Origin of the sequence: Pseudomonas sp. SC3(2021) (assembly GCF_019856535.1) — a bacterium.
Lineage (GTDB): Bacteria > Pseudomonadota > Gammaproteobacteria > Pseudomonadales > Pseudomonadaceae > Aquipseudomonas > Aquipseudomonas monsensis.
Map to the genome: position 1 here is coordinate 3492262 of NZ_CP082236.1, position 13255 is coordinate 3505516.

14 protein-coding genes are annotated in these 13255 nt (G+C 60.1%); all 14 read left to right on the forward strand.

All coding sequences use genetic code 11. From position 1 onward, the window contains the following. The first annotated feature begins 18 nt into the window (after nucleotides 1-18). The 14 genes from tmk (at nucleotide 19) to araH (ending at nucleotide 12959) form a co-directional block, all read left to right on the forward strand. The gene (tmk, locus tag K5Y35_RS15605) at nucleotides 19-651 is read left to right on the forward strand and encodes a dTMP kinase (RefSeq protein WP_123466782.1); all 633 of its coding nucleotides are present in this window, start codon (nucleotides 19-21) and stop codon (nucleotides 649-651) included. Further along, nucleotides 644-1627, forward strand: coding sequence for a DNA polymerase III subunit delta' (locus tag K5Y35_RS15610; RefSeq protein WP_123466780.1), 984 nt, complete (start codon nucleotides 644-646; stop codon nucleotides 1625-1627). The genes tmk and K5Y35_RS15610 overlap by 8 nt, the downstream gene beginning before the upstream one ends. A 42-nt stretch (nucleotides 1628-1669) precedes the next feature. Continuing rightward, complete coding sequence (locus K5Y35_RS15615) at nucleotides 1670-2026, forward strand: PilZ domain-containing protein (protein WP_123466778.1); 357 nt, start codon at nucleotides 1670-1672, stop codon at nucleotides 2024-2026. 14 nt (nucleotides 2027-2040) lie between these two features. Then, nucleotides 2041-2832 (forward strand): TatD family hydrolase, encoded by a 792-nt coding sequence (locus tag K5Y35_RS15620; protein WP_123466776.1) that lies wholly within the window; start codon nucleotides 2041-2043, stop codon nucleotides 2830-2832. 436 nt (nucleotides 2833-3268) lie between these two features. After that, entirely contained in the window at nucleotides 3269-3907 is a 639-nt protein-coding gene (locus K5Y35_RS15625; protein WP_007908276.1) for a TetR/AcrR family transcriptional regulator, read from the forward strand. A 137-nt stretch (nucleotides 3908-4044) separates the two neighbouring features. Next, nucleotides 4045-5013 (forward strand): GTP 3',8-cyclase MoaA, encoded by a 969-nt coding sequence (locus tag K5Y35_RS15630; RefSeq protein WP_222832302.1) that lies wholly within the window; start codon nucleotides 4045-4047, stop codon nucleotides 5011-5013. 121 nt (nucleotides 5014-5134) lie between these two features. Then, entirely contained in the window at nucleotides 5135-5740 is a 606-nt protein-coding gene (locus K5Y35_RS15635) for a DUF4823 domain-containing protein (RefSeq protein ID WP_123466772.1), read from the forward strand. A 15-nt stretch (nucleotides 5741-5755) separates the two neighbouring features. Further along, complete coding sequence (locus tag K5Y35_RS15640; protein WP_123466770.1) at nucleotides 5756-6316, forward strand: DUF1285 domain-containing protein; 561 nt, start codon at nucleotides 5756-5758, stop codon at nucleotides 6314-6316. 129 nt (nucleotides 6317-6445) lie between these two features. Continuing rightward, nucleotides 6446-7162: a FadR/GntR family transcriptional regulator gene (locus K5Y35_RS15645; protein WP_222832303.1), complete on the forward strand. Its 717-nt coding sequence runs from the start codon at nucleotides 6446-6448 to the stop codon at nucleotides 7160-7162. Between the two features lie 132 nt (nucleotides 7163-7294). Continuing rightward, nucleotides 7295-8170 carry an SMP-30/gluconolactonase/LRE family protein gene (locus tag K5Y35_RS15650; protein WP_222832304.1) on the forward strand — a complete coding sequence of 292 codons (876 nt, stop codon included), beginning with the start codon at nucleotides 7295-7297 and terminating at the stop codon, nucleotides 8168-8170. A gap of 271 nt (nucleotides 8171-8441) precedes the next feature. Continuing rightward, nucleotides 8442-9260: an SDR family oxidoreductase gene (locus tag K5Y35_RS15655; RefSeq protein ID WP_123466762.1), complete on the forward strand. Its 819-nt coding sequence runs from the start codon at nucleotides 8442-8444 to the stop codon at nucleotides 9258-9260. A 136-nt stretch (nucleotides 9261-9396) separates the two neighbouring features. Next, a complete protein-coding gene (locus K5Y35_RS15660; RefSeq protein ID WP_123466760.1) occupies nucleotides 9397-10401 on the forward strand; it encodes a substrate-binding domain-containing protein in 1005 nt (334 codons plus the stop codon). Between the two features lie 32 nt (nucleotides 10402-10433). After that, on the forward strand, nucleotides 10434-11978 hold the full coding sequence (araG, locus tag K5Y35_RS15665) for an L-arabinose ABC transporter ATP-binding protein AraG (RefSeq protein WP_222832305.1): 1545 nt from the start codon (nucleotides 10434-10436) through the stop codon (nucleotides 11976-11978). A 12-nt stretch (nucleotides 11979-11990) separates the two neighbouring features. Beyond that, nucleotides 11991-12959, forward strand: a complete 969-nt coding sequence (araH, locus tag K5Y35_RS15670; protein ID WP_026000669.1) for an L-arabinose ABC transporter permease AraH — start codon at nucleotides 11991-11993, stop codon at nucleotides 12957-12959. Nucleotides 12960-13255: the final 296 nt, after the last annotated feature.

Genomic DNA, 13255 nt, shown 5'->3' on the forward strand with positions numbered 1-13255 from the left:
TTTGATTAAGGACTGCCTGTGACTGGCTTGTTTATTACCCTGGAAGGCCCGGAAGGCGCCGGTAAAAGCACCAACCGTGAATACCTCGCCGAGCGCCTGCGCGCCGCAGGTGTCGAGGTGTTGCTGACCCGTGAGCCCGGCGGTACGCCCCTGGCTGAACGGATTCGCGACGTGCTGCTGGCCCCGGCCGACGAAGTCATGAACCCGGATACAGAGTTGCTGCTGGTGTTCGCGGCGCGTGCCCAGCATCTGGCCGAAGTGATTCGCCCGGCACTGGCCCGCGGCGCCGTGGTCCTGTGTGATCGTTTTACCGATTCGACTTACGCCTATCAGGGCGGCGGCCGTGGTTTATCGCTGGAGCGGATCGCCACGCTGGAAACCTTCGTGCAGGGTGACCTGCGTCCGGACCTGACGCTGATTTTCGATCTGCCGGTGGAAATCGGCCTGGCCCGCGCCAGTGCCCGTGGCCGTCTGGATCGTTTCGAGCTGGAAGGCCGGGCATTTTTCGAGGCCGTGCGTAACGCGTTCCTCAAACGTGCCGAAGCCGATCCTGCGCGCTACGTGCGGATCGACGCCGGTCAGCCGTTGGCCAAGGTTCAACAATCGCTGGATACCCTGATTCCGAATTTGCTGGAGCTGAGCCGTGGCTGAGGCCTATCCATGGCAGGACAGCCTCTGGCAGCAACTGGCCGGACGTAGCCAGCACGCCCACGCCTACCTGCTGCATGGTCCGGCCGGCATCGGCAAACGTGCGCTGGCCGAACGCTTGATGGCCAGCCTGCTGTGCCAGCGCCCGACGCCTGAGGCTTGCGGCGAGTGCAAATCCTGCCTGCTGCTCAAGGCCGGCAGTCACCCCGATAATTACATCCTCGAACCGGAAGAGGCCGACAAGGCCATCAAGGTTGATCAAGTGCGTGATCTGGTCAGCTTCGTGGTGCAGACCGCGCAGCTGGGTGGGCGCAAAGTGGTGTTGATCGAGCCGGTCGAGTCGATGAACATCAATGCTGCCAACGCCTTGCTCAAGAGTCTTGAAGAACCCTCCGGCAATACCGTGCTGCTGCTGGTCAGTCACCAGCCGAGCCGTTTGTTGCCGACGATCAAGAGTCGTTGCGTGCAGCAGGCCTGTCCGCTGCCGGGTGAGGCGATGAGCCTGCAATGGCTGGCCCAGGCATTGCCGGACTGTTCCGCAGAAGAGCGTGTCGAACTGCTGACGCTGGCGGCCGGTTCGCCTTTGGCGGCGGTCAGCCTGCAGTCGCAAGGCGTGCGCGAACAACGCGCGCAAGTGGTCGAAGGCGTAAAGAAGCTGCTCAAGCAACAGCAATCCCCCACGCAACTGGCCGAGGAATGGAAAAACATTCCGATGCTGCGCCTGTTCGACTGGTTCTGCGACTGGTCGAGCCTGATCCTGCGCTATCAACTGACTCAGGATGAAACCGGCCTCGGCCTGACCGATATGCGCAAGGTCGTGCAGTACCTGGCGCAGAAAAGTGCCCAGGGTAAAGTGCTCGATATCCAGGACTGGATTCTCGCCCAGCGCCAGAAAGTCCTGAGCAAGGCCAACCTCAATCCGGCCCTGCTGCTGGAGGCGCTCTTGGTGCAATGGGCGGGATTGCCTGGTCAAAGATAAGAATGTGTACCTAGACTCTGAACATCAGCAGTGGAGGTCATCATGAATGAACCCGCCAGCCCGGGGCCGCGTAACGGCATCTTGTCTCTGACCATCAAGGACAAGTCGGTGCTTTATGCCGCCTACATGCCTTTCATCAAGAACGGTGGCCTGTTCATCCCGACCAACAAAAGCTACAAGTTGGGCGATGAGGTGTTCATGCTGCTGAACCTGATGGACGAGGCCGAAAAGATTCCGGTCGCCGGCCGAGTCACCTGGATCACGCCCAAGGGCGCGCAGGGCAATCGCGCTGCCGGTGTCGGCGTGCAGTTCAACGAGGGCGACAACACCGCCCGCAGTCGCATCGAAACCCATCTGGCCGGAGCCCTGAAGTCCGACCGTCCCACCCATACGATGTAAGTAGCCGTGTTTTTATGCTCGTAGATTCCCATTGTCACCTTGATCGCCTCGACCTCGCCGCCCATGACGGCTCGCTGGATGCCGCACTCGACGCAGCGCGCGCACGCGGGGTCGGGCACTTTCTGTGCATCGGCGTGAGTGCCGATAATGCTGCCGATGTGAAAGCCCTGGCTGAGCGTTATGCCGACGTCGATTGCTCGGTCGGCGTGCATCCTCTGGACGTGCAACCTGGCGCGGCCCCGGCGCTGGACTGGCTGCTGGAAGAACTCAATCACCCGAAAGTGGTTGCGATCGGTGAAACCGGTCTGGACTACCACTACGAGCCGGAAGCTGCCGAGTTGCAGCAGCAATCCTTCCGCCTGCACCTGCAAGCCGCCCGGCAGACCGGCAAACCGGTAATCATCCATACTCGCGGCGCCCGTGCCGATACCCTTGAGCTGCTGCGCGAAGCGGCACTGCCTCAGGCCGGTGTGCTGCATTGCTTCACCGAAGACTGGGACATGGCCAAGGCGGCGCTGGACATGGGGTATTACATTTCCCTGTCGGGCATCGTCACGTTCCGCAATGCCGATGCGCTGCGCGACGTCGCGAGCAAGGTTCCGGCGGATCGCCTGCTGGTGGAGACCGACTCGCCGTATCTGGCGCCGATTCCTTATCGGGGCAAGCCGAACCTGCCGCAATACGTGCGCGAAGTGGCGGAGTTCCTGGCGATGTTGCGTGGGGAAAACTACGAGCGGTTTGCCGAGCAGACCACTGAAAATTTCAAGCGGCTGTTCCCGCTGGCCTCTGTCAAATCTGCCATGTAGGCGTTGCCGAAGGCTGTGATCGGTTGATCTTGCTCTTGGGAGATAAAGTCAAAAGATTGCAGCCTGCGGCAGCGCCTGCTGGTGAGCGATCATCAAATCGCAGGCAAAAAAAACCCGGGTTCTGGGGGGTGAATCCGGGTTAAGACCATTAGGAGTAAAACAAAGGCACGCGGTCCCTTGGTACCTTTATCGGCGCGGCACTTGGGGGAGATGCCGCCCGACAGTTCAAGTATTGATCAGTCTGGCGTTCAGTCCAGTTAGCCGGTCGGGGTTTTTAAACAAATTTGGAATACGTTCGCTTCGGTTGAGTTCTCATTGCGTCCTAATCGTTCTCAAAACGAACGGGAAACACAGATATGGTCGGATGATCCGTGCATTTTTGTGCAAGTTAGGCATAATACGCGGCTTCGAATTTTGACCCTTCAGACCTTTTCTTATGCACAAAGAACCTCGTAAGGTCCGTGAGTTTCGTCGCCGCGAGCAAGAAATTCTCGATACCGCGCTCAAGCTGTTCCTCGATCAAGGTGAAGACAGTGTCACCGTCGAGATGATTGCTGATGCCGTGGGTATCGGCAAAGGCACGATCTACAAGCATTTCAAGTCCAAGGCCGAGATATATCTGCGGCTGATGCTCGATTACGAGCGCGATTTGAACGAGCTGCTGCATTCGGCCGATGTCGACAAGGACAAGGAAGCATTGTCCCGTGCCTACTTCGAATTCCGCATGCGCGACCCGCAGCGCTATCGCCTGTTCGACCGCCTCGAAGAGAAGGTGGTCAAAGGCAATCAGGTGCCGGAGATGGTCGAGGAGCTGCACAAGATCCGTGCCTCGAACTTCGAACGCCTGACCCTGCTGATCAAGGGCCGCATCAGCGAAGGCAAGCTCGAAGACGTGCCGCCGTACTTCCACTACTGCGCATCCTGGGCGCTGGTGCACGGCGCGGTCGCGCTGTATCACTCGCCGTTCTGGAGCAATGTGCTGGAAGATCAGGAAGGTTTCTTCCAGTTTCTGATGGACATCGGCGTGCGGATGGGCAACAAGCGCAAGCGCGACCCGGAAACCCCGAGCAGCTGAATCATTCAGCGACCTGATGGCGCCATGATTTCGCTACATGACGCAGTACCGCAGGAATATACTCAGGCATAGGGCTTGCTAAAACTTGATTTGTGAGTCAAGTTTTAGCGGCTCGAATTTCTATCGCCGGAGTGATCATGATCGTTGACCGTCAAGGCAGGCGTTTTCGCAATTTGCGGATCAGTCTGACTTCCGCCTGCAATTACGCCTGTACCTACTGCGTGCCCAACGGCAAGCGGCTGGTGGCTGCGCAGGATGAGCTGTCGGCCGAAGCGATGGCACGCGGTGTGGCGTATCTGATAGAAGCCGCCGGTATCGAGCGCTTGCGCATCACCGGTGGCGAGCCGCTGGTCAGCCCCAAACTCGAGTCATTCATGACTGCCGTCGGCCGGATGGGGCTGGAAGACATCAGCCTGACCACCAATGGCCAACTCCTCGCAAAGAAACTGCCGCTGCTGGTGGATGCCGGTCTGCGCCGGATCAACGTGTCCCTCGATACCCTTGACGCCGGTGCGTTCCGCAGCATCGCCCGTGGCGGCGATCTGGCGAGCGTGCTCGACGGCATGGACCAGGCGAAAGCGTCGGGGCTGAAGATCAAGGTCAACATGGTGCCATTGCGCGGGCAGAACCTCGATCAGGTCATGCCACTGCTCGATTACTGCCTGGAACGTGGCTATGAGTTGCGCTTCATCGAGCTGATGCGCATGGGCCACCTCGCCACCGACTCCAATGCCTTCCTGCAACAGTTTGTCAGCCTGCAGCAACTGCTGAGCCTGATTGGCGAGCGCTACGAATACGCCCAGGCCGATGCGCCGGTGGACGCCACCGCTGTGCGTTATGCCATCCCGGGCGTCGGTCACTTCGGCGTAATCGCCAATGAAAGCGTGCCATTCTGCCGGACGTGCTCGCGTTTGCGCCTGTCGTCCACCGGTTGGCTGCATGGCTGCCTGTCGTCGAGCAACCGCCACTATGTCGGCGATCTGCTCGACAAGCCGCGCCATCAGGCTCTGCCGGCGTTACAGCGCCTGCTGGTCAAGGCGTTGGGTGACAAGCAGGAAGTGGCTTTTTCCGGTGGCGCGACGGTCATGAAGATTATTGGCGGCTGAGCTCCCTCGCCACAAAAGCCTCATTTCAAATTCGATACCTGTAGATTTCTGTGAGCTGGCGCAAAAGCTGCATTCAACGGCCATTCGCCGGTTTTCCGTCACCGGCTTCTGGAGGATGAGGATGCGTAGCCTGGTTTTGCTGCTGGCCGTTTTGGCGCTTGGCGGCTGTATGACTGTCAGCGATATGGCCGAGGGCACTCGCTATCAGATGAGCGACGCGGGGCTGCTGGATCACAGCGACAGCCGCCGGGTGAACAACTTCCGCATTCAGCCGGACTCGTTCATCTACATCGCCCAGGGTTCGTTCGCACCGCCGGGTGGTTCCTATCCACGGCCGAACGTGGTCGCCGAAGAAGCCTTCAAGGGCTTTGTGGAATACTTCCCGATGGTTCGTCGCGCCCGTGCGCCGGAAGGCCTCGATCAGGCGATGGGCGAAGCCCGCGATGCTGGCGCGCATTATTTGCTGTACACCCGTTTTGCCAAGGCTGACGACCGCATCGGCAACTCCGACGAGTGGCTCGATCAGGAAGCCGTGGATCGCGTGGGCATCGACGGCGGGGTGATTCAGATCATGTTGATCGAGACCAGCACCCAGTATTTGATTGATACTGCACGGATCAAGAGTCGTGGCGGTTTACTGACGTTCCACGACAACAAGCCTGAAGACCTGATCGGCCCGCCACTGGCGCAATACGCGCGCAGCCTGCTGGGAGTCGGCGACCAATAAGCCAAGGAGAACGCCATGAGTGGCCCGCAAAAAGCCAATGACCTGTTGGGACAGATCCCCAAAACCAAAGGCCTGCCGCCGGTGCACTTGTGGAACCCGGATTTCTGCGGCGACATCGACATGCGCATCGCCCGCGACGGCACCTGGTATTACCTGGGTACGCCGATCGGGCGCAAGCCGATGGTCAAATTGTTCTCCACGATCATGCGCCGCGACGGCGATGATTACTTCCTGATCACCCCGGTCGAGAAGGTCGGGATCAAGGTCGATGATGCGCCGTTCGTGGCGATCACCGTGGAAGTCGAAGGCGAGGGTGAAGCGCAGGTGCTGCGATTTACCACCAATGTCGATGAGACGACCGAGGCCGGGCCCGAGCATCCAATCCGCGTCGAGATCGACCCGGCGACACAGGAACCGGCGCCGTATGTGCATGTGCGCACCAACCTTGAAGCGCTGATCCATCGCAATGTGTTCTACCAACTGGTGGAGCTGGCGGTCAGTCGTGAAGTCGATGGCCAACGCTGGCTTGGTGTGTGGAGCGGCGGCGAGTTCTTCCGCATCGGCCTCGAACCCTGATCCAAAACAAAAAAATCTGCAGGAGTGAGCCTGCTGCATTTGTTTTGCGTTTCCGCAGTAAATCCTGATTGACACCCAATCATATGATCATTAGCGTGAACACCCATCGCGAACCGCTTTGAGGTGTTCATGTCCAGCAGCTTTCATGTGTCGACCGTCGACTGGCTGGGCAGCTGGATCGCCGCTGGCCAGGTCAAACCGGGGCAGACCCTCAAGGTCGAAGCGGATTTGGGTGAACAACTTGGCGTCAGCCGCACCGTCATCCGCGAGGCGATCAAAACCCTGGCGGCCAAAGGCATGCTCGAAGTCGGGCCGAAGGTCGGCACGCGGGTGTTGCCGGTACGGCGCTGGAACCTGTTCGATCCGCAAGTCGTCGGTTGGCTGTCGCGTAATGGTTTGCCGGAAAACTTCGTCGATGACTTGCTCGATCTGCGCCGCACCATCGAGCCCATGGCCGTGCGCTGGGCCTGCGAGCGCGCCACCGTGGAACAGATCGAGACGGTGCAACTGGCTTACAACGCCCTGGAGCGAGCCGTGGACAGCGGCATTGATTACAACCGTGCCGACCAGTCGTTTCACGAGTCCATTCTCGCGGCGAGTCATAACCAGTTCATTGAGCAAATGGTCCCGGCCCTCGGCGCCTTGCTGGCGGTGTCGTTCGAGGTCTCGGCTGCCGACCCGGATGAGCTGCGCCGCACCTTGCCGATCCACAAGGACATGGCCGAGGCCATCGCTGCCCGGGATTCGGCGCGCGGGGTGTGGGCGTGCATGACCCTGATTGATAACGCCGACCTGGCCATCAAGCGCTTCTACCCGAAGGTGATGGCCGACAAAAAAGCCAGCTGACAACCCAAATCCCCCTGTAGGCGCGAGCCTGCTCGCGATAGCGATTTATCAGTGCCAGACATCCCGACTGACCCGACGCCATCGCGAGCAGGCTCGCCCCTACAGTAAAAACAACAACAGGAAGGATTCAACATGACGTGGACCGCCGTAACCCAACACCGCGCCCGACTTGGTGAAGGTCCGTTCTGGGACGCGTCGACCCAGGCGTTGTACTGGGTCGATATCGCCGGCAAACAGGCCCTGCGGCTGATCGGCCAGAACGTGCAGATCTGGCAGATGCCGGAGCACGTGTCCGCGTTCATTCCCTGTGCCAGCGGCGATGCCCTGGTCACCCTCAGCAGCGGTGTCTATCGCCTGGACCTTGATTCCCCGGGCCTCGAACCGCGCCTGACCCTGTTCTGCGTCGCCGACCCGCAACCGGGCAACCGTGCTAACGAGGCTCGTTGCGATGCTCAGGGTCGACTGTGGCTGAGTACCATGCAAAACAACATCGGCGAGCAGGGCGAGGATCTGCCGATCATTCGGCGCTCTGGCGGTCTGTTTCGGGTCGATGCCGATCAACGTGTGACGCCCTTGCTGCGCGGTCTGGGGATTCCCAACACGCTGTTGTGGAGCAATGACGGCACCACGCTGCTGTTCGGTGACAGCCTCGACAGCACGCTCTATCGCTATTTCATTCACACCGACGGCAACCTCGACACTGCTTACGTCTGGTACGGCCCCGATCAGCACGGCGGCCCGGACGGTTCGGCGATGGACGCCGAAGGTTACGTGTGGAATGCGCGCTGGGATGGCAGTTGCCTGTTGCGCCTGACCCCGGATGGCGACGTTGACCGCAAGATCGACTTGCCCGTCAGCCGACCGACCAGTTGCGTGTTTGGCGGTGAAGACCTGAAAACCCTGTACATCACCAGTGCCAATAGCCCGCTCAACCACCCGCTGGACGGCGCGGTGTTGTCGATGCGCGTCGAGGTGGCCGGTAAACCGTGCTCCCGGTTTGCGGGATAAATCCCAAAATATGGGATGCAAAATTATATATTGAGATTATTTGTCGGTCGGGTTTATAGTCGGCTCCAGCAGTAACACGCACTCACACTTAAAAAGAACAAAACAGGTGAAGTGATGCAGCGAATCCATCTCGCACTCCCGAGCGGAGTCCGCGTCTTGCAACGGCCCACAGCCGTCAGCGGCGCCTGCCTGTTTCGTTCCACACGCCTTCCAGACCGGACATCGGCAGATGCCCGGTTTTTTTGTGCCTGCGAAACAGGAGTCCTGATCCATGGCTGAACCCCTTTCCCTGCCGCCGGTGCCTGCACCGCCGAAGGGCGAGCGTCTGAAAAACAAGGTGGTGCTGCTCACCGGCGCCGCGCAAGGCATTGGCGAAGCCATCGTCGCGGCGTTCGCCACGCAGCAAGCCAGGTTGGTGATCAGCGATATCCAGGCCGAGAAAGTCGAGCGGGTCGCCGCGCACTGGCGCGAGCAGGGCCATGACGTGCAGGCGCTCAAGGCTGACGTGTCGCGCCAGGAGGATCTGCATGCGATGGCCAGACTGGCTGTGGAGCGGCACGGGCGCATCGACGTGCTGGTCAACTGCGCCGGAGTCAATGTGTTCCGCGATCCGTTGCAAATGACCGAGGACGACTGGCATCGCTGCTTCGCTATCGACCTCGACGGCGCCTGGTACGGGTGCAAGGCCGTGCTGCCGCAGATGATTGAGCAAGGTGTCGGCAGCATCATCAACATTGCCTCGACCCATTCGAGCCACATCATTCCCGGCTGCTTCCCGTACCCGGTGGCCAAGCACGGCCTGCTTGGACTGACCCGCGCCCTCGGTATCGAATACGCGGCGAAGGGCATTCGCGTCAACGCCATCGCCCCGGGCTACATCGAGACGCAACTGAACATTGATTACTGGAACGGCTTTGCCGACCCGCAGGCCGAACGCCAGCGCGCACTCGATCTGCATCCGCCCAAGCGCATCGGCCAGCCGATCGAAGTGGCGATGACGGCGGTGTTCCTGGCCAGTGATGAAGCGCCGTTCATCAACGCCGCGTGTATCACCGTCGATGGCGGGCGCTCGGTGATGTACCACGACTGAACGCAGCGGCTTTCAGGCGGATAAGTCCGTTTGAAATCCAATCATCATACGATATGACTATTTTCGACAGGTTTTGCAGGAACACGCTTTAACGCTTTTCAAACATTGCTCAAAAAAAATAACAAGGAGTCAGCTTATGAAACGTCGTTTCGGGATTCGTACCCTGTGCAGTGCTGCCCTGGCGGTCACCGCGTTCAGCCTGAGCAGTGCGCTGCTCGCCGCCGACACCGTGAAGATCGGTTTTCTGGTCAAGCAGGCGGAAGAACCGTGGTTCCAGACCGAGTGGGCCTTCGCCGAAAAAGCCGCCAAGGACAAGGGCTTTGAACTGATCAAGATCGCCGTGCCGGATGGCGAGAAAACCCTCTCGGCCATCGACAGCCTGGCGGCCAATGGCGCCAAGGGCTTTGTCATCTGCCCGCCGGATGTCTCGCTCGGCCCGGCGATCATGGCCAAGGCCAAACTCAATGACCTCAAAGTGATTGCTGTCGATGACCGCTTCGTCGACGCCAACGGCAAGTTCATGGAAGACGTGCCGTACCTCGGCATGGCCGCGTTCGAAGTCGGCCAGAAGCAGGGTAACGCCATGGTTGCCGAAGCGAAGAAACGCAACTGGGACTGGAAAGACACCTACGCGGTGGTCAACACCTACAACGAACTCGACACTGGCAAGAAGCGCACCGACGGTTCGGTCAAATCCCTGGAAGACGCCGGTATGCCGAAGGATCACATCCTCTTCGCGGCGCTGAAAACCCTCGACGTGCCGGGCAGCATGGACGCCACCAACTCGGCGTTGGTGAAGCTGCCGAGCGCGGCGAAGAACCTGATCATCGGCGGCATGAATGACAACACCGTGCTCGGCGGCGTGCGCGCCACCGAAGCCGCCGGGTTCGCGGCGGCCAACGTGATCGGCATCGGCATCAACGGCACTGACGCCATCGGCGAGCTGAAGAAACCCAACAGCGGCTTCTTCGGTTCGATGCTGCCGAGCCCGCACATCGAAGGCTATAAAACTGCCGAGATGATGTACGAGTGGGTCACCACCGGCAAAGAGCCGCCGAAGTACACGGCGATGGACGACGTCACCCTGATCACCCGCGAGAACTTCAAGCAAGAGCTGGAAAAAATCGGCCTGTGGAACTGACGGCTGCTCGAACGCTGTGAAGAGGTGGCTTTATGCACGCGCAAGTACAGAAACATGAACAGGGCCGCGCCGGCAGCCTGCGCTTCAACGGGATCGGCAAAACCTTTCCCGGGGTGAAAGCGTTGGACGGCATCAGCTTCGTCGCCCATCCAGGTCAGGTTCACGCCTTGATGGGCGAGAACGGCGCCGGTAAATCGACCCTGCTGAAAATCCTCGGTGGCGCCTACATTCCGAGCAGCGGCGAGTTGCAGATCGGCGAGCGGACGATGGCTTTCAAGTCCACGGCCGACAGCATCGGCAACGGCGTCGCGGTGATCCACCAGGAGCTGCATCTGGTGCCGGAAATGACCGTGGCCGAGAACCTGTTTCTCGGTCATCTGCCGGCCAGTTTCGGTTTGATCAATCGCGCCACGCTGCGCCAGCAGGCGTTGAATTGCCTCAAAGGCCTGGCCGATGAAATTGATCCGCAGACCAGGGTCGGGCGCTTGTCCCTTGGCCAGCGGCAACTGGTCGAGATCGCCAAGGCGCTGTCGCGCGGTGCCCATGTGATTGCGTTCGACGAACCGACCAGCAGCCTCTCGGCCCGCGAAATCGACCGTTTGATGGCGATCATCGGGCGTCTGCGCGACGAGGGCAAAGTCGTGCTTTACGTGTCCCATCGTATGGAAGAAGTGTTCCGTATCTGCGATGCCGTTACGGTGTTCAAGGACGGTCGCTACGTGCGCACCTTCGATGACATGAGCCAGTTGACCCATGATCAACTGGTGACCTGCATGGTCGGTCGCGACATTCAGGACATCTACGATTATCGCCATCGCCCGCGTGGCGCGGTGGCACTGAAAGTCGATGGCTTGCTGGGTCCTGGCCTGCGCGAGCCGGTCAGTTTCGAGGCGCACAAGGGCGAGATTCTCGGCCTGTTCGGTCTGGTCGGGGCAGGGCGTACCGAGCTGTTTCGATTGCTCAGCGGCTTGCAGCGCAATACCGCCGGACGCCTTGAATTACGCGGCCATGAATTGAAGTTGCGCTCACCGCGCGACGCGATTGCGGCGGGCATTCTGCTGTGCCCGGAAGACCGCAAGAAGGAGGGCATCATTCCTCTGGCCAGCGTGGCCGAGAACATCAACATCAGCGCCCGTGGCGCCAACTCCGGCCTTGGCTGCCTGCTGCGCGGAATGTGGGAGAAGGGCAACGCCGACAAGCAGATCAAGGCACTGAAAGTGAAAACGCCCCACGCCGGCCAGCCGATCAAATTCCTTTCCGGCGGCAACCAGCAGAAGGCCATTCTTGGCCGCTGGCTGTCGATGCCGATGAAGGTCCTGCTGCTCGACGAACCGACCCGTGGCATCGACATCGGCGCCAAGGCCGAGATCTACCAGATCATCCATAACCTCGCCGCCGATGGCATTGCGGTGATCGTGGTGTCCAGCGACCTGATGGAAGTGATGGGTATTTCCGACCGCATTCTGGTGCTCTGCGAAGGCGCCCTGCGCGGCGAAGTCAGCCGCGATCAGGCCAATGAATCCAACCTGCTGCAACTGGCTTTGCCGCGCCACCGCGCTGACGGCGTGGCGAACTGAGAGGTGACTATGATGACAACCCAAAACGAAACCCTGCCCAAAGAGCGCAAACCGCTGGACATGCGCCGCTTCCTCGACGACTGGGTCATGCTGCTAGCGGCCGTGGGCATTTTTGTCGCCTGCACCTTGCTGATCGACAACTTCCTTTCGCCACTGAACATGCGTGGCCTGGGCCTGGCGATTTCCACCACCGGCATTGCCGCGTGCACCATGTTGTATTGCCTGGCGTCGGGGCATTTCGACCTGTCGGTGGGCTCGGTGATTGCCTGCGCCGGGGTGGTCGCGGCGGTGGTGATGCGCGACACCAACAGCGTGTTCCTCGGCGTCAGCGCGGCGCTGGTAATGGGCCTGATTGTCGGGCTGATCAATGGCATCGTGATTGCCAAGCTGCGCGTCAATGCGCTGATCACCACGCTGGCGACGATGCAGATCGTCCGTGGCCTGGCTTACATTTTTGCCAACGGCAAAGCGGTGGGCGTGTCGCAGGAATCGTTCTTCGTCTTCGGCAACGGCCAGTTGTTTGGCGTACCGGTGCCGATCCTGATCACCATCGTCTGCTTCCTGTTCTTCGGCTGGCTGCTGAACTACACCACCTACGGGCGCAACACCATGGCCATCGGCGGTAACCAGGAAGCGGCATTGCTGGCCGGGGTCAACGTTGACCGGACCAAGATCATCATCTTCGCCGTGCACGGTGTGATCGGCGCGCTGGCCGGGGTGATCCTCGCTTCGCGCATGACCTCCGGGCAGCCAATGATCGGTCAGGGTTTCGAGCTGACGGTGATTTCGGCATGCGTATTGGGCGGGGTGTCGCTGAGCGGTGGGATCGGCATGATCCGGCATGTGATTGCCGGGGTGTTGATTCTGGCGATCATCGAGAATGCGATGAACCTGAAAAACATTGATACGTTCTACCAGTATGTGATTCGCGGTTCGATTCTGTTGCTGGCCGTCGTCATTGACCGTCTGAAGCAGCGCTAAAATCAAGAGCCCCTCACCCCAGCCCTCTCCCAGAGGGAGAGGGGGCCGACCGAGGTGTCTTGCGTAATCCGTCGACCTGAGAGTTCTCGTCGATTATGGATTCGTCATGCATCGACCTGAAAGATTGGGTCAATTATGGATTCGGTAAGCCACTTTCAGGTCGATGTATCTCCCAAATATCCCCCATTCAGTTCCCTCTCCCTCCGGGAGAGGGCTAGGGTGAGGGGCTTTTGATCTTCTCGCCTTTTGTCCGCCCCCCCCCCTAAATTTAACTTGCTCGCCCGCATCCGTTTCGG